We start from the raw sequence: 21,506 nt of genomic DNA on the forward strand, positions 1-21,506 counted from the left end.
TCCACCTTTCCCCGACTGGTAAATTTCACTCACCGCACTCAGGAGGAATAATTTTGCGAGCAATTCTTATTAGCTTGGGGGTGATGCTGGCTTGTTGTGCCGTGCTGGTTGTGGCTCAAATTACCGGCAGCCGGCCAGAAGCCATTGCAGCAGAACTGCCATTAACCCAAGCTCAAACGGTTGTGGCTGCTCAAATTAACAACCCACTCGCTCAAAAGCCAACCCCCACTAAGCCCGATAGCAATACTGAAAACAACGAGACGGAGACAAATAAGATGATTACGACCCCTTCCGGACTGCAGTATGTTGATGTGCAGGAGGGAACCGGCGCAAGTCCCCAACGCGGTCAAACCGTGGTGGTTCATTACACCGGCACCTTGGAGGATGGCACCAAGTTTGACAGTTCCCGTGATCGCGGCCAGCCTTTCCAATTTAAGATTGGTGTTGGCCAAGTGATTAAAGGCTGGGATGAAGGCGTTGGCACGATGAAAGTTGGCGGACGCCGCGAGTTAATTATCCCTGCAGAATTGGGTTACGGTGCACGGGGTGCCGGCGGCGTGATTCCTCCCAATGCCACGTTGAAATTTGATGTGGAATTGCTAAAAATTGGCGGTTAAAAAGCTTAAATTTGGCCTTTCCCTGCCGGTTGAAATTAAGGCCGGTTGGGAGAGGCTAGATTACGAAAGCGAGTGAACTGCGGATCGAACAGTAATTTAACCGTGCCGGTGGGTCCGTTGCGGTGTTTTGTAATAATAATTTCTGCAATTCCCCTCGCTCAAAAGACAACTCCCATCCTGCCTTATAATACTGAAAACAACGAGACGGAGACAAGTAACAAGATGATTACGACCCCTTCCGGACTGTAGTATGTTGATGTGCAGGAGGGAACCGGCCCGACTGCGCAACCCGGTCAAACCGTTACAATTGATTACACCGGCACCTTAGAGAATGGCAAAGATAAGGGCAAGGTTTTTGACAGTTCCTGTGGTCGCGGCGGTTTCGTTATTCCCATTGGTGTTGGCAAACTGATTAAAGGCTGGGATGAAGGCATTGTCGGCATGAAAGTTGGCGGACGCCGCCAGTTAATTATCCCCCCAGAATTGGGTTACGGTAAAGCGGGTTTCCCCGGCGCGATTCCTCCCAATGCCACGTTGAAATTTGATGTAGAATTGCTACATATTCACGCTTAAGAAGCTAAAATTTCGCCTTTCCCTGTCGGTTTAAATCAAGGCCGGTTGGGAGAGGCTAGATTACGAAAGCGAGTGAACTGCGGATCGAACAGTAATTTAACCGTGCCGGTGGGTCCGTTTCGATGTTTCGTAATAATGATTTCTGCAATTCCCCTATCGGGTGTATCCGGGTTATAGTATTCATCCCGGTAAAGCATGATCACAATATCCGCATCTTGTTCAATGCTATTGTGAACTACTAGATTATTGGCGATAAAATTGTGAAAATCCGGAACAGTCAAATCGTAAACTTCAGTTTCGCCATCAGCCTCGATTGAGACAATTTCATCCCAATAAATATCGCTATTCGCTAAACAATCAATCTGATCAGATTTGACGACTTGAGCTAATCTTGCTGCCCTCTCCCGACTCACGTTTTGTTTATAAAGAGTGGTTCCACAGTGAGCCATACCTAGCTCAGCCTGCATTTGACGAACAGTTAAACTTATTTGTTGCATCGCTGGCGTTGCATACATTCTCCAAATATCATGGGGTATGATATCTCTGTTGGTGTTGGCAGCACGTACTGAAATGTGGCTAGCTATATCCATCAGACTTTGTTTTTTATAGCTTCCTACTGCACCAATCAGCTCAATGAATTTTTCTAAATCGTGTTTGCCAGATACCCAAACGTGATATTGATCTCGTCCTTTACACGGTTGTGGGATTAGAGATAATCGAGCATTTATACCAACTCTCAGCAATAGTGACTGTACATCTCCAGCTAATTGCTTGCTACTCGAAGCATAGTAAACATTAGGGTAGTGTTGTTTTCCTTTGCTGAGATTGATGCAACCGTCGGTACTCCAGAGATGACGCAAGAAAAGGGCTATAGCCTCTTGAGGTTGCGCAAAGATTTTGCTTGGGACAAATTTTTTATAGGATCTCAGCCCAAAGACTCCCATAGAGTCTAGCCATTTAGCAACAGGAGTACGGACGTTGTGCGTTAAAGTATCAGATGTTGGGAGATAAACTTGATACCAGTTACGCTCTTTATTAATGCGAGGTCTTACTCTATTGGTAAAGGTTTCAATGGCAAGAGATACAACCGTATTTGCTAAATCTTCCTCTCTTGTTGTGTACTGAATAGCGTGCCGAGGCAGAGTACATCCGTCGCCGATGAGATGACCAAGCAATGCAATTTCAGCATTACTCATAGACGAAACAGAGGAACTGGGTAAGGATCGGGGAATTGCAAGGCGATCACCAGCTTTTAACTCATCCAGCCGCTTCCAGCCGTGAATCATCAGAAATTTATGATTGCCGGTGGCTCTAATTGTACGCCCCAAGCGAGTTTTTAACTGAAAAACCGGCTTAACACCTGTTGCAAAGGCATTGCTAACAACCGCCTTTTCTAACTTCATCGTGGCTTCATTCAGTGCCAAGACTGCAAAACCAGATTTTCCGACTAATTCACGAATCGGCACCGAGACGCCACTATCGGCTAATGTCACTAAACTATCACCGGCTAAGCAGCCAGATTCGCGTAAATCTGACATCATCGGGCGCTTGTTTGTGCGAGCTTCAACGCCCCGACTTAGCTGTGATAAAGCAATAATGGGTACATTTAATTCGCGAGCTAACCCTTTAAGAGAACGGGTAATTTTTGACAGTTCTTGTACTCGGTTATCTGGGGTACTTCCTTCCATTAACTGCAAGTAATCTATCAAAATTAATCCCAGTGCGCCGCCACTTTCAGCTTGGAGACGACGCGCTTGTGAACGCATTTCAGTCACCGTTACGTTAGCAGTATCATCAATAAAAATAGGCAATTCAGAGAGCGTGCCGATGGCGTGACTGAGCGGTTCCCACTCATTTTGACTAATCCGCCCAGCCCGCAGCCGGTTGCTTTCAATTTGCGCTTCACTTGCTAGCAGCCGTTGCACAAGCTGTTCTTTCGACATTTCTAAGCTAAAAATGGCAACCGGCAACTTATGATAAGCCGCAATATTGCGAGCAATTGACACTGAGACTGCGGTTTTTCCCATTGAAGGACGACCGGCAACGATCACCAAATCGGAACGCTGGAAACCGCCGGTCATTGCATCTAAATCGTAAAACCCACAAGGTAAACCAGGCAGTGCAATTCCCTGATTGCGTGTTTCAATATCTTGGAAGGTATGAATTAGGGTGTCAGAGACTGGAATTAGACCTTGCTGGGGGCGAGATTGGGTGATATTGAAAACTTTTTGCTCTGCGCGATCAAGAACAATTGCCAGATCGGTTGCCGTATCAAATCCTAACTGAGCAACTTCATTGCCGGTTTTTATTAACTGCCGGCGCACATATTTATCTACCACCAATCCTGCTAAAGCGTCAATATTCACGGCTGACACCGTGCGCTCTACTAACTGCGCTAGCTTGCTTTGTCCACCGATTTTCTCTAGCAAATTGTGATCAGAAAGCCAAGCATGAACTGCGAGCAAATCCGTCGGCTTTCCCTTACTGTGGAGTGTGAGTGCTGCTTTATAAATTTCTTGGTGTGCTAAGAGTGAAAAAATGTCTGGCCGGAGAAGTTCAGCAACTCGATTAATGGCATCTGGATCGAGGAGAATGCCGCCGAGAATACTTTCTTCAGCCTCAATATTTTGAGGAGGGAGGCGTGAAGCGTAGCTATCGTTAAAGCTTTGAGAATTCACTTCATTAATCATAACAGCTAGCACCCGCCCTAGTATGCGTTTAGCTATCAACGTGTCAATTCTGAATTTTGAATTTTGAATTCCTTAAAAATTCAAAATCCAAAATCCAAAATTATTTATTAAAGAGGCAGCACTTGAATTTCAACGACTGCCGTTACATCAGGATGCAATTTGACTTCTGCTTTGTAGGAGCCAATTTTGCGAATGTCGGGAAGGGTAATTCCGCGCCGATCAACTTCTTGATTGGTCGTTGCTGTAATCACATCTGCCACTTCTTGCGCGGTGACGCTGCCGAAGATGGTATCGCCTTCACCGGCTTGCTTTTGAATCGTAAAGCGGCCCACCGATTCCACTGCGCTCTTGCGAACTTCGGCTTGTTGCTTCTCTTCCAGAAGCCGCTGCCGCTCTTGCTCTCTGCGTCTTTCGACTTGCTTGAGAATGCCTGGGGTCGTGCGAACGGCCATTTTTTGAGGAATCAAAAAGTTGCGGGCGTAACCAGGGGCGACTTCAACCAGATCGCCATTTTTCCCTAGCTTTTTCACATCTTGTGTCAAAACTAATTGAACACGTTTGCTCATAGTGTTTACCTGTTGTCAACTGCGCGGATTTTGTCAGGGATGAGGCGCTTAATTATAAGCCAGAACATCCTATGGTAGCGAAATCTGCTGATCGATTGCAACAGCTTGATCTAAGATTAATCGGGAATTTAGGGGCTAGGGGCGCTGAAATGGGACGGTTAAAGGGTGATTCGCTTAAAACCGATCCCGCATACCTCGCAAACGCCCAAAAGTTTCTTCAGGATGGGAGCTTTTCACCGCAGCTTGCAGAGCCGGCTCATCCCAGCGTAAAAATGGATTGGTGCGCTTCTCAACACCCAGCACAGAGGGGATCGTCGCCTCTAACCGGCTTCTGGCTTCCTTGACCTCCTGAAAGCGATTTTGCAAGTCGTCATTGTTGCCATCCACCGTTAGGGCAAATTCCAGATTTGTCAGCGTGTACTCATGGGCACACCAAATCTTGGTACTGTCGGGTAAATTTCGCAACTTGCTGAGAGAGGACAGCATTTGCGCCGGCGTCCCTTCAAACAGTCTGCCGCAACCGCCGGCAAACAGAGTATCCCCGCAGAATAAATCGCCTATCTCCTCACCGGCAGCCGGTGGAAAATAGTAGGCAATATGGGCGTAAGTATGACCGGGTACAAAGAAAACTTCCCCAGTGCGATCTGCAAATTCCACCTGATCGCCTTCTCGCAAAAATACCTGCTGTCCGGGAATCCTCCCCTGATCCTCCGCGCCGGCATAAACCGGGATATTGGGAAAGCGTTCTAGGAGTTGCCGGTTGCCACCCACATGATCTCTGTGGTGATGGGTATTAAAAATAGTAACCAACTCCGCACCCAATGCCTGCAGTTGTTGCAGCACGGGTTCCGCCTCAGCCGGATCTACCACAGCGGCAATATTTCGAGCGGGGTCATGCAGTACAAAAATGTAATTGTTCTCTAATACTGGAAGCCGGTAAACCTGCATAAAAAACTGTCTCCATAACGGCATAATTGGTGAGCGATGTGAAAAAGTCAGACGGCAGAAAAACAGTAGATGTGATGAGTTCCTTACAATATTGTTAGTGGCAGCTTTGTCGAACTCTCAATCCACTGCTTTAAGCGTGACTATTTACTTATGGTAAAGACAGCTCAGGGTAAATCAACCGTAACACTTCATCAACTAATCGAGCGTATTCTTGCTGCCGAGCAAATTACTCCGCAGGAGCATTTGCAACTAACCTCAGCAATTCTTGCCGATCACCAGATGACGGAGGAAGATCGACGCCAGATCAATCGCATTTTTGACCAAATCCAAATCGGACGCCTGAAAATTGGTAATTAAGTTTTGAGTTTTGATGAGGCCGGTTTTAGAAGATTTCAGGGTGAGGAAGCTGAAAATTAAATCTTACTGATTGATAGCAAAATGCGATTAATTCACACCCTTAGCTGGTATTTTCCCGATACTTCTGGCGGCTGTGAGGTTTATGTGGATGGACTGGTACAGGGGTTGTGTGCTTATGGCATCACCGGCACGGTTGCGGCTTCTCGCCACGGAACACAGGAAGCAGTTTACCGGCACAACGGGGTAGAAGTCTATCGCTATCCCCTCTATCCCCAACCAACGAAAGCCCAGCAGCGTCAGCAGTTGCTCCCAAGCGGGTTTGAATATTTTTCGCGGTGGCTAGAGGCGCACCCAGCAGATATCTATCACCAACATTCTTGGCGTTTTGGTTGCGGGTTACACCATCTTCGGTTAGCGCGTCAGTTGGGGATGCCGGCTATCGTGACGGTTCATCTGCCGGAGGCGGTGTGTCTACGCGGTACGATGATGTTGCACGGGCAAACGGCTTGCGATGGCTGGATCGATCCGGCACGCTGTGGGCATTGTATCGGGGTTCCAGAACGGGTGTCGCCGGCATTGGCGCGGGCGTTGAGTTATGTTCCTCTCAGGGTGGGAACGGCGACGGAAAGCGAATTATTGAATTCTGATTCAATTCGGCTGCGGCAGTTAGCAAGAGCAGTTGGGATTCCGCCTTGGGTGCGCCGGCACCGGCATCTACTTTTAGAAATGGCGAATTTGGCTGATCGAATTGTGGCGGTGTGCCAGTGGCTTTATGATGCGTTGTTAATTAATGGGGTGCCGGAAGAAAAATTAGTGCTGTGCCGGCAAGGCGTTGGGGATGCCGGCAGCCGGACGATAGCGCGGCGCAACCGGCATCCAGACGATCCGCTCAGGATAGGCTTTTTAGGACGCTGGCAAGACACAAAGGGCGCACAAGTGCTCGCGGGGGCGATTGAGCGTTTGCCGGCACATATCCCTGTCGAACTGGTGATTCATGGCATGGTGCATGGGGAGGCGGACAAGGTGAATCGGGATTTGGTGTTGGCGATAGCGCAAAAAGATCCTCGCATTCAAGTTGCCGAGAAGCTTTCACGAGAGGAAGTGCCGGCAGCGGTTGCTGGTTTCGATTTGCTGGCTGTCCCCTCCCAAGGGTTTGAAACCGGGCCATTAGTGGTTCTGGAAGCTCATGCGGTTGGGACGCCCGTAATTGGTTCGGATGTGGGGGGTGTCAATGAGTTAGTCCATCACGGTGTGGATGGTTGGCTGGTGCCGGCGGCTGATGTGAATGCGTGGAGTGAAGCGATCGCTCAGTTGGCGACGGATGTCGGTCTTTTGCCTAAACTGCGCCAGGGGATAAAGCCGGTGCGGACGATGGAGGATGCTGTAGCAGATATGGCCAAAGTCTATGAAGATGTAATTGGGCATGGGGCATAGGGCATGGGGGATTGGGCATGGGGCATGGGAAGAGGGAAGTAGGGAAGGGAGGTTTGGTTAGGCGGAGATGTTGGAAAGTTAAAGGGTCGTTAGCTTACCATGACTAAAAAGTTAAAGGTTTCCATCCTCTCGCCTACTTTATCTAAAGGTGGCCTTGACCGAGCTTATTTGCTGGGTCAAGTGTTGCGAGAATTAAATTATGAAGTGGCAATTCTAGGCTTTTTATTTGGAGAATGTATTTATCCACTTCCCCCTGCCGAGTTGCCGGTTGATTCGGTTCCCGGCGCAATTTATCCGCAACTGTTCACTTCAGCTAAGCAACTTCTCAAAAAAATTGATGGAGATATTATTTATGCGGTAAAACCCAAACCTACGAGCTTTGGCATCGCTTTACTCAAGAAGATTAGCACTCGCCGGCCTGTTGTTCTCGACATTGACGATTGGGAACTCAGCTGGTGTGGGGGAGATGAGTGGCGCTATCGTCCTTCCTTGAAACAGCTAGCTAGAGACATCCTGAAGCAAGACGGTGCTCTCAGAGACGCCTCTCATCCAGTTTATCTACAGTGGATGGAGAAATTGGTACAGCGTGCCAATGCCATCACGGTAGACACACACTTCCTACAACAGCGCTTTGGTGGTATTTATCTACCCAATGGGAAAGATACTTCACTGTTTGACCCTGCTAAATTTAATTCAGAAGCAAGCCGAGTCCGCTATGGGTTGGCGAATTATCGAGTGCTGATGTTTCCGGGTGCACCACGCCCCCATAAGGGGCTTGAGGATGTTTTGATGGCACTTGATCGGCTGAATCAATCTGATTTAAGACTGGTGATTGTTGGCGGCAATCCCTATGATGACTACGATGATAAGCTGATTTCACGGTGGGGGCGCTGGATTGTCAAGCTGCCGCCTGCGCCGATGGATCAGATGCCCGAAATTGTGGCAGCGGCACACGTTGTCGTTGTTCCCCAGCGGGATACGGTTACAGCTCGCGCTCAATTTCCGATTAAACTAACGGAGGGTATGGCAATGGCAAAGCCGGTTTTGGCAACACGTGTGGGTGATATTCCTGAAATCTTATCTGAAACCGGCTATCTCGCGGCTCCGGGCTGTCCAGAGGAACTCGCTGAGAAAATTCAATATATCTTTCAGGATTTTAAAACAGCAAATATTCAAGGCATGAAAGCTAGAAATCGCTGCCTAGAACGCTACAGTGTGCCGGCAATGGCCTCTATTTTATCCAAAGTTTTGGCATCTTTGTAATTAAGTCTATGTAGTTTTGGATGGGATAATGGGATAAATAAATACAGATATATTGAGGCAAGCGTCCTCTAAAAACGGCACAGTTATTCATCATGAAAACTCACCCGATAGGTCGGTTAAAACAAAGTTTTAACTTCTATAAAAACAATCATTTAGAACCTGAGCGGCTTAGGAATCACTTCATGGTAGCCAATAATTTAATCCTAAAATTTACCAGAAACTATCCTAAGGAAATAATCTTAACGATAATTCTTGGCTTCTCAGGTGCTTTTTTTAATGGCGTGAGTACAACCTTAATTGTGCCGATTGTATTTAGCCTTTTAAACCAAGCCATTGATTTAAAAGGAGCGCCGCCGATTATCCAAACTTTGATGTATCCCTTTGCCGGGGTTCCTGAAAGCTATCGTTTAATCGTGATGGCTAGCACAATTGTCTTTGCCATTGCTTTAAAAAACGCGGCTTCCTATGCCAGTATTTTAGTTTCGACATCACTAACCCGGAGTCTGACGGCTGATTTACGAGAAGCCGGTTTAAAGTTATTACTAGATGTAGATATCGATTTTTATTCCAAAATGAAAGTGGGAGATCTGATCAACCGCTTGGGGGCAGAAGTCAACCGAACGGCTAATGCGATCAGCACCACCATCCAAATTTTAATTACATCTATCACTGTTTTAGTTTTCGTTCTGTTGCTGCTAGCAATTTCCTGGGAACTCACCCTCGCTTCCACGGTGTTACTATCTCTAGTAATTTTAGTAAATCAGTACGCCATTGCCCGTTCCCGATTTTTTGGCCGGCTACTGTCAGAGGCATCTAAATCCTATTCTGTGAGAGTGTTGGAAACTCTCAGTGGAATTCGGCTGGTGAAAGCAACGAGCAATGAAGAAACAGAATACGAACAAATTAAGCATTTAATTCGGGAACGAGAAAAAGCAGATTTTCAATCGGAAGCGAATTATGCAGCCATTGCACCGCTAACTGAAGTAACCAGTATTATCGCTTTATTATTAATTGTATTTTTAGGTAGGACTTTTTTTGCAGATGAGTTGAGGTCAATTTCAACCGTTCTCCTCACATATTTATTAGTGCTGTTTCGACTTCTACCGCTGATTTCTCAACTTAATAGTTCTCGCAGCCAACTGGCTAATAATTCCGCTAGTGTGGATGTAGTGGATGACTTTCTGCGGCGCGATAATAAACATTTTATGGTGAATGGCACGCTGCCCTACAGAAAGTTACGTGAAGGCATTCATTTCAAACAACTCTCTTTTGCTTATCCCGATCATCATGATTTGGTTCTCAAGGATATCGATCTATTTCTTCCGCAGGGAACAACCTTAGCTTTAGTTGGCGGAACGGGTGCCGGTAAGTCAACTTTAGCAGAACTTTTACCCAGATTTTACGATCCCACAGAAGGCCGCATTTTGATAGATGGCGTTGATTTGCGGCAGTTCGATCTCAAGGCATTAAGACCGGCAATGGGTATTGTTAGTCAGGATACATTTTTGTTTAATGACTCCGTCCGCCATAATATTGCCTATGCTAAGCCTAATGCCACGGAAGAAGAAATTATTGAAGCGGCAAATCGCGCAAATGCTTATGAGTTTATTGTGGATCTGCCAGAAGGTTTCAATACTATTATTGGTGATCGCGGGGTGCTCCTATCTGGAGGGCAGCGTCAGCGAATAGCAATTGCCCGCGCTTTACTGCAAAACCCGGAAATATTAATCTTAGATGAAGCGACAAGTGCTTTAGATACGGTGACTGAACGCCTTGTCCAGTTAGCCCTTGAAGAACTGTCTCGGAATCGCACAACTTTGGTGATCGCCCACCGGCTTTCAACCGTGCAAAAAGCCGATCAAATTGCTGTCATCGATCAAGGACGGGTTGTTGAGGTGGGTTCTCATGATGAACTGGTTCGCAAAGGTGGTTATTACACGCGTTTATATTCTCTGCAATTTCTAGAACAAGTAACGCGCGATGAAGCTTTAATTCGAGCTTCTTATGAAGTTCGGACTCGCCTGAATCCGATGATTGGTTTTCTGAAGTTGTTGGTTGATGATATGATCGATTCTCAAGAAGAACGAGAGGAGTTACTAAAGGAATCCTACCACTCTGCTACGTGCATTTTGAAAATTATTGAGTTAATTGAAGATCATGTGAGAATGCGGATTCGTTCGTAAGTTTTAGATTTATGGCAAGTGGCGGATTTTTGATTTTTTAATCGCAGATAAACGCAGATAAATGTATGTTGGCTTGATAAATACAACATTCGGAATATTTGTCAACGTCTCAAATATTTGTACCTGTTATTTAATTATGATGAAACTTTGCCAACGAAGTTTGACAGCCAATTGAGTAAATTTAATTCGTTTAAAATAATTTGTCTTGCTTCCGCAATGGCATCTCTCGCTGCATACCAGTAATCTGGGGTGGAGGTGATTTCTTTAATAAATTCCAATCCTTTTTGATCAAGGCTGGGTAGGCGGATAAAACTCCCCGGTGGTAGTAGCTTATCAGCAGCCGGCCCTCCATAATAAATTGGCAAGCACCAAGCTAGCAGCGCATCCCAAAGTTTTTCGGTGACATACCAATCGTTGTCAGCATAGTTTTCAATGGCTAAATTGTAGTAATAGGGAGCCATCGCGTGCCATTTATTGCTCAATGCCCCATAGTTCTTTGCCCAATCTGGCAAATTACGCCCATAAAGATCGAAATCTAAACCTTGCTCTTGCAACATTTTTAAGAAATCTAAACGCCGCAGATGGTTGGCACTACGATCAACTCCTGATGTTACCCAAGAGCAAGGTTTTATTTTTTCTGGGGAACCCATTTCACTAAGTTCTCGAAAAGAGTTGCCAATATACCAAATTGCCGGCATATAATCGGGTGCCGGTGCTAAATCATCTGGGGAAGAAACATAACCGCAATACTTTTTTGATGCTTCATAATTTTCTTGATAAACTGCTGCATATTCTTCTAAAGGTGGTTCCCTGAGTAAAGAAATGATGCGCTCTTTGGGAACTCCTCGAAATTGAGCAATAATATCTTGTTCTGGATTGGAAGCCGGCTGCCACAAGCGCGTTACCTGAGACTTTAAATGTCCCTTCCAAGTTTTCTTTCTCGAACGCGGAAATTCAAACTGATAGAGCAGTAAAAAATCGGGTTCTGGGGCATTTGCTAACATTTGAATGTTGCCCCACTTGCCAAAGTTATGGGGGGTTTGATGCCATAACCAATCACTCTGGCTAGCTGCCAGTGGCTTATTGGTAAACATCGCTGGATAGCTTGTTACCATGCCGACAACTTTTGGGGTCATATTGATTTTAGATTTTAAATTTTACGTGTAGTAATAAAGTTAAAATACTATAACTTTTGCAAAAGTGGATATTTTTTACGGCCTCTATAGAAAAATTAGATTTATCTACATTTTAGGCAGAGGGTCTTATCCGTTTAAATAAGTGGGTTATTCTGAGCCAAATCTTGTATTTTTGAAATTTTACTTGGCAAGTTGGCTCAGAATCACATTAGCGCGGTCAATGAGCAGTGTTCAAAAACCAATAATATTAGGCACTGACTTCTTTTTTAGTTAATAGAATCTAAGTCCAACGCTTGTGAGCCACCGCGATCAAGCTGAACCAAAAGTTTGCCAAGCTGATACCAAATTAGCCAGCTACTGAGGACGGTGAGGGGCAAAGAGATGACATAGGAGACGGGAAAGGGAAAGCCAAAAATTTCTAAGCCGGCAGCGAGAAAGACGCATACACCGACAGCAATTCCTAGAAAAGGAACAAAAAGTTGAGTTCCTTGCAAATTCATTAAAGTTCGGGTGGAGCGGTTCTTTGCCCACTCGCGCACCAATTGTTTGAGGGTTGTGTCAAATGCTGAGCCACAAGCCATGCCGACTAGCAAACCTGCCACGAGTAAAAAATATGGGGGTTCGGAATAGTAATACACAAACAACTCCTTGAGTGGGGAATTAGAAATTGGGCTGGGATTTGGGGATTTGGGATTTGTCCCGCTTCCCCGCTCCAACTGCCTTTAATTAGAATAGGGGCTTTTGGGATCGCCAGCTTTGAAATGCGGGGATCTTGGAAGCAGCACCCTCTGTAGAGAATTCCGCCAAAGCGCCCAGCGCGGCGTTTAAGAGGCGATTGGGCTGCAAATCCTCTTTAACAAGGTTCCAAATCCGTTGCACTTCTTCGGTGTGGAGTCGGTTATCTTCTGTGAGGGCAAGCAGCAGTTGCCGGCGCAAAAAATTACCTTCATCGGAGAGAAGATACTGCAATCCCAACTGAGCGGTGGGGAGCAGATCAAAGCTTTTATCTCCTCGCGCAATTTCAATTAAGTTTTCTAGCCGCTCCCACTGGAGTTTGCCATCTTTAAACAGCACTTCAATTAACCGGCGACGAAGTTCAGGAGATTCGCCGGTAAGCAGACGCCGCGCCACGTAGGGATAGGCAACTTCTACAATTTTGAAATCGGGATTGAGGGTAAGTGCTAACCCTTCTTGTGTCACAAGGGAGCGAATAATTAGGGCAAATTTTGCCGGCACTCGGAAGGGATAATCATACATCAATTCCGAGAAGCGATCAGTGATGGTTTTGAAGTTGAAATTCCCCACACTTTCGCCGATAATATCGCCCAAAACTGATTCTAAAGCCGGCATGATTGGCATAATATCAGTGTCGGGCGTTAAAAATCCTAACTTGACAAAATCTTCAGCTAATGAAGCGTAGTTTTGGTCAATAAGATGCACGATTGAATCCACAAGGGTTTCTTTGGTGCTTTGCTCTAGCTGATCCATCATGCCGAAGTCGATGTAAGCCATTCGGCCATCTGCCAAGGCAAACAAGTTACCTGGATGGGGGTCAGCGTGGAAAAATCCGTGTTCTAATAGCTGTTGCAAGCCGGCTTCCACACCCGTGCGAATTAAAGCATCAGTGTTAAGACCAGCTTCTTGAATTCGTTGAGTGTCCGTCAGTTTAAAGCCATCAATCCACTCAAGTGTTAGGACGTGCTGGGTGCTGTAGCGCCAGTAAATCGCTGGAACTTTGACACTTGGGTTATTGTAAAAATTACTTGCGAATTGTTCGGCGTTACGCCCTTCGTTAAGATAATCAATCTCTTCAAAAAGCTTGATGCCAAATTCGTCAACAATTAAGGTGAGCTCATGCCCTAAGTTGAGAGGCAGCCAAGGACCAAGCCAGCCGGCAGCCCAACGCATTAAATAAAGATCAAGGGTCAGTGTTGGTTTTAAATTCGGGCGCTGTACCTTCACCGCGACTTCTTCGCCGGTGTGGAGGCGTCCGCGATAAACTTGACCCAAGCTAGCCGCAGCAACTGGATTATCGGACAATTGGCTAAAGCATTCTACGACTGAACGATCAAGTTCTGTCTCAAGAATGCGTAAAGCAATTTCATTGGGAAATGGCGGCAACTGATCCTGTAGCTTGATCAGTTCTTCTAAAAAGTCTTTGTGAATAAGGTCGGGTCGGGTAGAAAGGGCTTGACCGACTTTAATGAATGTAGGACCCAGATCAGTCAGTATATGTCGCAGCTGTTCTGCTCTTTGCGACTTATTTTCTGCGCTTTGGGTCTGCCATCGATCCCACTGCAAACCTAGGACAAAGCCGGCAAAGAACCAGATGATTTTAATAGCACGCCAGATGACTAGCCAGGGACGGAAGCGATAATAGTTGTCAATCGCTTTCGGATCGTAGCGCCGCAGCGGCGCAAGACCTCGCGCCACCTCGATTTTGTGCTGACCCACGCTTTTATTTGCCTCTTCAACTCAGAAACTAACAATGTGAAAGTTGACGATATTAACCCCTATTTGGGTGATCGCCACTTAGGCTCGCTTCTTGTCCTTAAAGATTGACCGACGAGCCGACTTTAAGGACTGTTTATAGATTGGTCATTTAGCTGACCGATCTAACGATTGAGCTAAATTTTTATCTTTTTCTTAACTATAGTATATAAAAGTACAAGTAAATCCTTTTAGAGGGTAGAAGCTAGAGGCATTAGGGACGCAATGCTTTGCGCCTGGAAAGAGAAGCCCCAATCAGGATAAACGTTGGCCCGGGTTGGATCAGCTTTGGGCCGGTAGAGATTCAATGCCGGCTAGCAGAATCGGTTGATCGCCTCAAAAGCGCTATGTAGCGGTTCTCAATTGGATGAAAGACTAGGAAAGTCAGAAAGACCTTGTGAAGGCAAACTCAGATGCCGGTAAACACTGCCGGTGCCATATATTATAAAGCTGCAGAAATAAAACTTAAAATATCAAAGCGTATCATGTGGATAGAGATGCTCTAATTGCAGAACTACAAGCAGCCGGTGTTAGGCACAATCCTGATGAGATCCTGCAAATTGCTAAAAAGCTGGATGGTAGTATCGTCTTTTTGGAGACGGGTAATGATAGATCGGGTTGGCAACACATTCGACGAGAACACACAGAAGATTTTGCCAACAGAGGAATTCCTGAAGACCAAATTCAAGATGCGATTATGGCTGGTGTGACTAGAGGGAGAATTATTGGGACTCAAGGAACTAGCCGAAGTGTGTGTGAGGTCGTGTTTAATAGCGAAACTCAATACATTTCTGTCGAGGTGGCTAGTAATGGGTATATTGTCGGTGCAAATGCAAAACCCAAGCGCTTAATCCGTCGTTTTATCGAAGAGAGATAGTCATGATTAAACAGATTAAGTTAATGCCTGACTTTGGATGCTGGCCACTGTGGGAATATGAAGATAGGGATTTAGTTGATAATCCTCATCCATCAGAGTTTCCCCTGAATGAGGAGACGGTTAAACGGTTACTGCAGTGGCAACAAACTTATGAGGGAATTATGAATTGGGACGATCCTCATTCAGCCGGCTTTGCAAGTGAAGCAGATCGGGTTGCTTTTGAAGAAGAGGGAATTCGTCTGTGGCAACAACTTCAAAAGGAACTTGGGAATGATTGGGAAGTTTCTTATTTCAGTGAGTTGCAAGGAAAGTTGTTAAAAACTCCCGCAGAATTATTGAGCTGACAGTAAGGATAAAATCGGCTTTTATTGTCTTCTACTAATAACTTTAGTTCACATTTTCCGATTAAGAATGCAGACGCATTGTGTTCGTATAACGATTTTAGGTAAACCGGCGAGACAGCCAAACTTTTTAGGAAGTGTCGAATACCCGTTTTACCTTTAATAAAATCTCGCTCCAAATTAGCAAGATGCCGGCGTTCAAAAGTATATGGAATTCTCTCCAACGTTTAACGGTAAATTTGGATGAGAAACTGACCTCGTTTTTCAGCCAAGGCATTATCGAGTGGTAACGGCTTCCTGTAACAGCCTATTTGAATTGATTACAGCGTTCATCGGCACGCTTGTTTAAAACTGCTTAACTCGCACTCGCTCTTTGGGCACTTGCCATCAGTTTTGGCGGCAAATCTAGCGTTTGCATAATGATAGAGATGTAAGGTTCTATCAACTGATATGCCTGTGCCGGCAAATATTCGTTTAGTGTTTCTTGAAGGCAGCGATAAGCCACTACACAAGCCCCGTTTTGACGATAAGCTGTGAGAATATTTGCCTGCCAAAATATTAAACTTTCTTTGAAAAACCGCTCGTCATCTCGTAGCACGGCGAGGGCGATATAGCGCATTACTTCGCTCATATCATACTGACACCGGCTCCCATGTTTCCGCATCACTTCTGGCTGAAGAGACATAAATTTTCTTAGCGCCAGATTCACCAATTTATCTGCCCGCTCTCGTATAATGTCATAGGTTTTTAACCGCACCGAAAAAGTTTTTAGATAGCGCTGCACCGGCTGAAGTTCTGTCTTCGTTAGATAGCGCCCTTCACTTTCATTCGCTAACTCTTCAAGCGTGGAGTTAATTGTACGCATTTTATTAAAATTTCAGTAATTCCCATTCATAGTTTGGGCTAAACGGGAAAGTCTGACAAGTCATTGATGTAATTTGTAACAAAAAACGCACCACAAGCATGAAGTTTTATCAAGATTTATATGAATAAGTTAAACAACACGCTTTGAATTGAGATCATCTTCTCTATTGGGGTTCTAACCGGCAACATCTGCAATAAAATCAGGAAACAAAGGTTCCACAAACCCAACTCCCAGTGATATTAGCCCAATCTTGCTCCTTCTACCTCTAAGGAGTATAAATAGCCTTGGTCATTAACACGCGTGGCAATCGCTAACCCGTTTGCGCCCCAACCGGCAATTGCTAAGGGTGCCTTCGTTCCCTTCAATGTTCCCACGCGCCGCCCTTGGAGATCGAGAAACAAAATTTCACCTTGAGCATTTGCTATAACGCACCCGCCTTGAACCGCCGCCCAGCACACCGGCACAGTTTCTAAGGGAATGCGCGTCATGTGCAAAGGGTGCAGCCGAATTCGCAACACGGTCGGTTTTGGTGTTTGCTCAATCCCAAACAGAGTGTAAGGTTCTTCGGTGAGCGTCCAAAGGCGACCGTAAGAATTTTCTTTGCAAACCACCGGCAGCGAGAGCGAACCCAACTGTGTGCCGCGACGCGTGTAAACTCTAAACAGCGTTTGATTTTTTTTCAGGTCTTGCCAAACGGCTAGCAGATGCCGCCGGTCGAGAAACATGATTTCTGGCAAAGTTTCCTCACCCAAAGCCAGCATCCTCACCGGCAACTGTGACAGTTCGTCGGGTTTGGCGCTTTGCAATGCTGCCAGGGAGTAAAATCGCAACTGTCCTCCCATTGCGACTGCCAACCATCGGCTATCGAGATCAATCGCAGCTTTGTAGGCAGATGAGGCACCGGCATGGTCACCCAAGCTTTCCTGATCCGGCATCCCCAAATTTAAGAGAGATCGCGGCTGCCACTCATCGGCACCCAACCAGTAAAGTTGTTGGAGAGTATGAACTAAGCAGCCTTGGGATTGGGGCTGCAATTGGGTTACAGGAGCCGGTAAGCTGACTTTAATCAGTGGTTGGCGGTTTGCCGGCCAGATTCGCACCTCTGTCGCCAGCGCCCCGTAAACAAAGGTTTCTGATGAGGCTAAGCAGGTTAAAGGTGCCGGTAAAAGCGCTCGATTCGCTCCGGGTAATGGCTTGATAATGACCGATTCATGCACGTCGTCTAAAGGCAGTCGGCGATCTTTAAATTTTTTAACGAGAGGATCTTCCATCGCCTGTCGCAACGCTTTAGCCATTTCAGCCGCTGTGGTAAACCGGCGGGCGGGCAGTTTTTCCAAAGACTGTTTCACAATTGCCTGCAACGATTGGGGAATGGTTGTCGGCAACTCTAAGCGCTGATTCATGTGCGCCCACATCAGCTTGCCTGGATAGCCGGTAAATGGACGCTGCCCAATTAAAAGTTCAAATAGTAAAATTCCCACGGCATAGACATCTGATGCCGGTGAATAAAGGCCGTAAAATCGTTCGGGTGCCATGTATGCCGGTGAACCCATCGAGGCATCTGGGGAAGGCACACCGCGAGGTGCACTCTTTGCCTCGCGCACTCGCTGGGCGATGCCAAAGTCAGACAGTCGCGGCAACCAGCCGGCATTCCCCAAATTTAAAAGAATATTTTCCGGTTTAATATCGCAGTGAATAATCCCTCGCTGATGGCTGTAATCTAATCCAGCTAAAATGCCAATTGCCAGACGCAAGCCTTCTCCTAAATTTAGGGCGCTGTCTTGTTCTAGTAAGCTGCGGAGTGTTCCTCCCTCGCAATAGTCCATTACCAAATACCGGCCTGTTGCCGTGTGTTCTAAGGCTTGGCAAGCAACAATATTGGGATGTTGCAGGGTAAGCAGCGATCCGAGTTCTTGTAAAAATTTATGGGTGGGTGCGCGTTGGTGGCTGAGTTCTTTGAGGGCAACTAACTGGCCGGTTGTGCGATCAATGCCGCAAAAAACTCGCCCAAATTGGCCTTGACCGATGAGTCCGATAATGCCGTACTTAGAGTGCTGCGGTACGATTTTGTGGGCCGGCGTTCGATGCAGAGTCAAGTCCTTCACCTTCATTATCCTTCCCCGCTTTGGGTCGGTAGGTAGACATCAATAAACGCCACAGGTTTCGGTTTAATGCCCCATGCCCTTTCCCTCGTCTGCGGTGAATTATTATATCTCTTTTCCTCCGCCCGGTTGATGCGTCCCTCACAGACTAGGCTGTTTTCTTTGAGGTTATTCAACTTCACAGAATTCAACTGGAATACAGTTGAAAATCACAGTCTTTAAGGAAGTGTAGAGATTAGGCTTTTGGCATTTATCCCTTAACCCCATTCGCCACAATTCCTAAGATTGAAGCCCCAGAAATTTTTAATCCATCTAATGATTTGCTCAGCATCGAGCGGTCTGTTTTGTCAAGCCCCACAACCATCACGATTCCATCAGTATGAGCGGCTAAAATATTACCGTCTGCTAAGCCGATAAGGGGGGGCGTATCATAAATAACCAAGTCGAAAAACGCTTGAAATTGCTCCATTAAATAAAGCATTTTTTTCGATGAAAGCAGTTTGATTGGGTCGGGTGCCAACGAGCCGGCGCTCAGCACAAATAGGTTATCCTCCCACCAGGATGCTTCATCGCTGCCGGTGTTTTGAGATCGCTGGATTACATCATTCAGCCCAATATCTGTTGCAATCGCATCGCTGAGACCTCGCTCGTTTGACAAGCCTAATTTTGTATGAATTTTTGGAGAGCGCAGATCCGCATCCACCAGCAAGACACGCTGCCCGATTGCGGCTGCTGCTTGTGCCAAATGGATCGCTACTGTAGACTTTCCATCACCTGATGCCGCCGATCCAATTGCAAAAGAGCGAATCGGCGTATGAGGACTCAGCAACCGGATATTGGTATATAAAGTTCGGAAAGCTTCCAAAACTGGAGAAGCCATGTATTGCTGTTGAGCAGTAGCCGCGTTTCCCAGCATCAAACTCGGTCCGCCGGCTCCCTTGCCTAAACCGGAAGTTGCGGGAACCGCAGCGCTTTTCTGAAGGCTTTTTGCAAATGGAATAACCCCTAGTAATGGCAGTTTCGTTGCTGCTTTCGCTTCTTCCGGAGTGTGGAATACTGTGTTCAGCACCTCTACCAAAAAGCCCACGACAATGCCTAATAAACTGCACAGAATGATCGCTAAAATTAACTGTTTCTTTGTTTCTTTAATGGTGGCCGGTATTAGCCATCCCCTACCATCTTTCGGGATTTTAGGTGGATCGATTAATACCCAAGGCTCTTGTTTCTGAGCCGCATCGATTCGCAAGGCTTCTAGTTTGGATAAAAGTTGCTGTAGACTCTTGGTGACAACTTCTAACTCACTTTGTAAAGCAACATACTGACGCGTATTGGCCGCATAATCAGTAATTCTTAGATCTAACCTTTGTTCAGATTCAGCCAGCGATTGATCACGAGCTTCCAAGTCGCGGATGCTCATGGCAACTTTGGCCATGATGACATTTTTGGCTTCTTGATTCACCATCGACATTAATTGTTTCTCTTTATCGCGCAGAGCGCGAACGGGGGCGCTATCCTCCCGATATCTGGCTCGCTTCATTGCTAGCTCAGTGTTGACTTTCTGGAGCTGGCCGAGTAAAGTTTCGTAGGCTTTAGGCTCAGTCATAATAATTGCTAGACCATCGCTTTCATCTAGCTGTCTTTGCAAATTTTCGTAGCTGGCTCGCTGTGAGTCTAGTTGAGTTCGGATATCTACGCGATCATTCTGAATGGATTGCCCTTGCTCAGTTAGGGATCTTCCCTCCAAGGCAGGGTCGAGTAAGTTAGTATTCGCTCGCAGTTGTTGCATTTGGGCTTGAAGCCGGTCAACTCGCTCCTGCTGGGAAGGCAACTTGCTCTCAATAAATTGAATTCCTTGATTAATACTGATTAGGCGTTGCTGAAGACTGTAGTCTAAATATTCTTTAGCAAGGTTTTCTAATACATACACAACTTTTTTCGGATCTGGATCGGTATATTCAACAGCTAAAATTTTGGTGCCTTGCTGTTTGCCATCTTTTAAAAAAGTGCTGCGGCTAATCACCAAGTTTTCTATAAGTGAACTATAAGTTAATTTTGGATACTGTTTTTGTAGTTTTTCAATCACCGGCATCATAATTTTTGGACTTCTTAAAACTCGAATTTGAGTTTCATAATCCAAAAAACTACTTTCTTCTGTTCTTTTATCTAAACTTTCTGAGTTGCCATTTTGAGCCAGCAAAAATTGCTTGGCTAAGCGATCTTCAGCAGTCGGGGCTTCAACTAAAAGTTTAAAGGAGCCTTCATACTGAAGTACAATTTGGCGCGAACTCGATAATATTAAACTCCCTGCAGCCGCACTCAAGGCGATGGCAACACCAGCCATCACAAAGAATCTTCGCCGAACGACGCCGAACACCCAAAATAAATCTAACTTCTCGGTGGCCCCTCCCTCAGACGCCTCGGCGTCAAACTGAGGCGGAAATTGATGCGGCTTGCCCTTAGCTTTAGCTGAAAATGCCTTAAATTCGTGTTCAGTATCCATTTTAGTTTGGCGATTATTGCTAGAAGTTACCGCTCCGAACAAATCCTAAACGGAAGTCTTTCTATTTTTCCTCAAATTCTAAATCGTGATACAAAATTTAACATTTAAACTTATACGGAGCGTGCTATTACATCGAAATCATCAATACAGGCTTTGTACCTTTAGTCCGTGCGGCAGAGAGAAGAACGTCATTTTATGCCCTCACTTCTGTTGCTAAACCGGCACATCACCTACACCCGTTAAAGTAGCTTAGCATCACTCACAGACTGGCCTTTGTTAGACCAGCAGCACCCTGATAGCGGTGTTGGGGGGAGATTTGGGGATTGTAGGAGCTAGAACGTTTGACCCGTGACGGACAAGTTAACAGTCTGAAAATTTTATCGCAGACCCAGTAATATTGTGCTGCCTACTTTTAATAGTATGCCCGTGTTTGTGAAGTTTTGCACACTGCACAAGGGACACTTCCTCACGGTCGAGAAAAGGTTGAGCGCCGGCAGATCAATCGTGTTCTTCTATTTTACTATGTTAAAGTTCTCCATTCTCCTTCTAAATTTTTGCCTCGTC

General features: G+C 45.9%; 18 protein-coding genes. 8 read left to right on the forward strand and 10 right to left on the reverse strand.

What is annotated here, in order from left to right:
• Window positions 1-53 precede the first annotated feature (53 nt).
• Window positions 54-617, forward strand: a complete 564-nt coding sequence (locus H6F56_RS20390; protein WP_190671868.1) for an FKBP-type peptidyl-prolyl cis-trans isomerase — start codon at window positions 54-56, stop codon at window positions 615-617.
• A gap of 35 nt (window positions 618-652) precedes the next feature.
• On the opposite strand, the gene H6F56_RS27385 is transcribed toward H6F56_RS20390, so the two are convergent.
• Window positions 653-766, reverse strand: a complete 114-nt coding sequence (locus H6F56_RS27385; RefSeq protein ID WP_416361003.1) for a DnaB-like helicase C-terminal domain-containing protein — start codon at window positions 764-766, stop codon at window positions 653-655.
• A gap of 109 nt (window positions 767-875) precedes the next feature.
• On the opposite strand from H6F56_RS27385, the gene H6F56_RS20400 reads away from it, so the two are divergent.
• Window positions 876-1,190 (forward strand): FKBP-type peptidyl-prolyl cis-trans isomerase, encoded by a 315-nt coding sequence (locus H6F56_RS20400; protein WP_309236593.1) that lies wholly within the window; start codon window positions 876-878, stop codon window positions 1,188-1,190.
• A gap of 35 nt (window positions 1,191-1,225) precedes the next feature.
• Here the strand turns inward: H6F56_RS20400 and H6F56_RS20405 are convergent, their stop codons facing one another.
• The 3 genes from H6F56_RS20405 to gloB form a co-directional block, all read right to left on the reverse strand.
• On the reverse strand, window positions 1,226-3,880 hold the full coding sequence (locus H6F56_RS20405; protein ID WP_190672257.1) for a replicative DNA helicase: 2,655 nt from the start codon (window positions 3,878-3,880) through the stop codon (window positions 1,226-1,228).
• Between the two features lie 107 nt (window positions 3,881-3,987).
• The gene (rplI, locus tag H6F56_RS20410; protein WP_190671871.1) at window positions 3,988-4,446 is read right to left on the reverse strand and encodes a 50S ribosomal protein L9; all 459 of its coding nucleotides are present in this window, start codon (window positions 4,444-4,446) and stop codon (window positions 3,988-3,990) included.
• Window positions 4,447-4,620: 174 nt separating this feature from the next.
• Window positions 4,621-5,394, reverse strand: coding sequence for a hydroxyacylglutathione hydrolase (gloB, locus tag H6F56_RS20415; RefSeq protein WP_190672259.1), 774 nt, complete (start codon window positions 5,392-5,394; stop codon window positions 4,621-4,623).
• Between the two features lie 150 nt (window positions 5,395-5,544).
• Here gloB and H6F56_RS20420 point away from each other — a divergent pair, with 150 nt between their 5' ends.
• The 4 genes from H6F56_RS20420 to H6F56_RS20435 all read left to right on the forward strand — a co-directional run bounded on the left by H6F56_RS20420 (window position 5,545) and on the right by H6F56_RS20435 (window position 10,631).
• Entirely contained in the window at window positions 5,545-5,751 is a 207-nt protein-coding gene (locus H6F56_RS20420; RefSeq protein ID WP_190671874.1) for a hypothetical protein, read from the forward strand.
• 81 nt (window positions 5,752-5,832) lie between these two features.
• A complete protein-coding gene (locus H6F56_RS20425; RefSeq protein ID WP_190671878.1) occupies window positions 5,833-7,185 on the forward strand; it encodes a glycosyltransferase in 1,353 nt (450 codons plus the stop codon).
• A gap of 99 nt (window positions 7,186-7,284) precedes the next feature.
• A complete protein-coding gene (locus tag H6F56_RS20430; protein ID WP_190671880.1) occupies window positions 7,285-8,448 on the forward strand; it encodes a glycosyltransferase family 4 protein in 1,164 nt (387 codons plus the stop codon).
• 182 nt (window positions 8,449-8,630) lie between these two features.
• Window positions 8,631-10,631, forward strand: a complete 2,001-nt coding sequence (locus H6F56_RS20435) for an ABC transporter ATP-binding protein (protein WP_190671883.1) — start codon at window positions 8,631-8,633, stop codon at window positions 10,629-10,631.
• 134 nt (window positions 10,632-10,765) lie between these two features.
• Here H6F56_RS20435 and H6F56_RS20440 read toward each other — a convergent pair whose 3' ends face one another.
• From H6F56_RS20440 to H6F56_RS20450, 3 genes are all read right to left on the reverse strand, one after another.
• Window positions 10,766-11,767, reverse strand: coding sequence for a glycosyltransferase family 10 domain-containing protein (locus H6F56_RS20440; protein WP_190671886.1), 1,002 nt, complete (start codon window positions 11,765-11,767; stop codon window positions 10,766-10,768).
• Between the two features lie 266 nt (window positions 11,768-12,033).
• Window positions 12,034-12,405: a hypothetical protein gene (locus tag H6F56_RS20445; protein ID WP_190671889.1), complete on the reverse strand. Its 372-nt coding sequence runs from the start codon at window positions 12,403-12,405 to the stop codon at window positions 12,034-12,036.
• An 88-nt stretch (window positions 12,406-12,493) separates the two neighbouring features.
• Window positions 12,494-14,221: an AarF/ABC1/UbiB kinase family protein gene (locus tag H6F56_RS20450; protein WP_309236594.1), complete on the reverse strand. Its 1,728-nt coding sequence runs from the start codon at window positions 14,219-14,221 to the stop codon at window positions 12,494-12,496.
• A 523-nt stretch (window positions 14,222-14,744) separates the two neighbouring features.
• Between H6F56_RS20450 and H6F56_RS20455 the strand changes: the two genes are divergently transcribed.
• Window positions 14,745-15,134 (forward strand): hypothetical protein, encoded by a 390-nt coding sequence (locus H6F56_RS20455; RefSeq protein ID WP_199313149.1) that lies wholly within the window; start codon window positions 14,745-14,747, stop codon window positions 15,132-15,134.
• Between the two features lie 2 nt (window positions 15,135-15,136).
• A complete protein-coding gene (locus H6F56_RS20460) occupies window positions 15,137-15,478 on the forward strand; it encodes a hypothetical protein (RefSeq protein WP_190671892.1) in 342 nt (113 codons plus the stop codon).
• A 352-nt stretch (window positions 15,479-15,830) separates the two neighbouring features.
• On the opposite strand, the gene H6F56_RS20465 is transcribed toward H6F56_RS20460, so the two are convergent.
• The 3 genes from H6F56_RS20465 to H6F56_RS20475 all read right to left on the reverse strand — a co-directional run bounded on the left by H6F56_RS20465 (window position 15,831) and on the right by H6F56_RS20475 (window position 20,942).
• Window positions 15,831-16,340 carry a phycobilisome protein gene (locus tag H6F56_RS20465; RefSeq protein ID WP_190671895.1) on the reverse strand — a complete coding sequence of 170 codons (510 nt, stop codon included), beginning with the start codon at window positions 16,338-16,340 and terminating at the stop codon, window positions 15,831-15,833.
• 239 nt (window positions 16,341-16,579) lie between these two features.
• Window positions 16,580-18,445, reverse strand: coding sequence for a serine/threonine-protein kinase (locus H6F56_RS20470; RefSeq protein ID WP_309236595.1), 1,866 nt, complete (start codon window positions 18,443-18,445; stop codon window positions 16,580-16,582).
• Window positions 18,446-18,692: 247 nt separating this feature from the next.
• Window positions 18,693-20,942: a GumC family protein gene (locus H6F56_RS20475; protein ID WP_190671901.1), complete on the reverse strand. Its 2,250-nt coding sequence runs from the start codon at window positions 20,940-20,942 to the stop codon at window positions 18,693-18,695.
• Between the last annotated feature and the right edge of the window lie 564 nt (window positions 20,943-21,506).

Source organism: Microcoleus sp. FACHB-672, assembly GCF_014695725.1.
In the GTDB taxonomy this organism is placed as follows: Bacteria; Cyanobacteriota; Cyanobacteriia; order Cyanobacteriales; family Oscillatoriaceae; genus FACHB-68.

Excerpts from the sequence above, each read along its gene's own strand:
- H6F56_RS20405 (WP_190672257.1), bottom strand. The coding sequence starts at position 3,880 with ATGATTAATGAAGTGAATTCTCAAAGCTTTAACGATAGCTACGCTTCA.
- rplI (WP_190671871.1), bottom strand. The coding sequence starts at position 4,446 with ATGAGCAAACGTGTTCAATTAGTTTTGACACAAGATGTGAAAAAGCTA.
- gloB (WP_190672259.1), bottom strand. The coding sequence starts at position 5,394 with ATGCAGGTTTACCGGCTTCCAGTATTAGAGAACAATTACATTTTTGTA.
- H6F56_RS20420 (WP_190671874.1), top strand. The coding sequence starts at position 5,545 with ATGGTAAAGACAGCTCAGGGTAAATCAACCGTAACACTTCATCAACTA.
- H6F56_RS20425 (WP_190671878.1), top strand. The coding sequence starts at position 5,833 with ATGCGATTAATTCACACCCTTAGCTGGTATTTTCCCGATACTTCTGGC.
- H6F56_RS20430 (WP_190671880.1), top strand. The coding sequence starts at position 7,285 with ATGACTAAAAAGTTAAAGGTTTCCATCCTCTCGCCTACTTTATCTAAA.
- H6F56_RS20435 (WP_190671883.1), top strand. The coding sequence starts at position 8,631 with ATGGTAGCCAATAATTTAATCCTAAAATTTACCAGAAACTATCCTAAG.
- H6F56_RS20440 (WP_190671886.1), bottom strand. The coding sequence starts at position 11,767 with ATGACCCCAAAAGTTGTCGGCATGGTAACAAGCTATCCAGCGATGTTT.
- H6F56_RS20460 (WP_190671892.1), top strand. The coding sequence starts at position 15,137 with ATGATTAAACAGATTAAGTTAATGCCTGACTTTGGATGCTGGCCACTG.
- H6F56_RS20465 (WP_190671895.1), bottom strand. The coding sequence starts at position 16,340 with ATGCGTACAATTAACTCCACGCTTGAAGAGTTAGCGAATGAAAGTGAA.
- H6F56_RS20475 (WP_190671901.1), bottom strand. The coding sequence starts at position 20,942 with ATGGATACTGAACACGAATTTAAGGCATTTTCAGCTAAAGCTAAGGGC.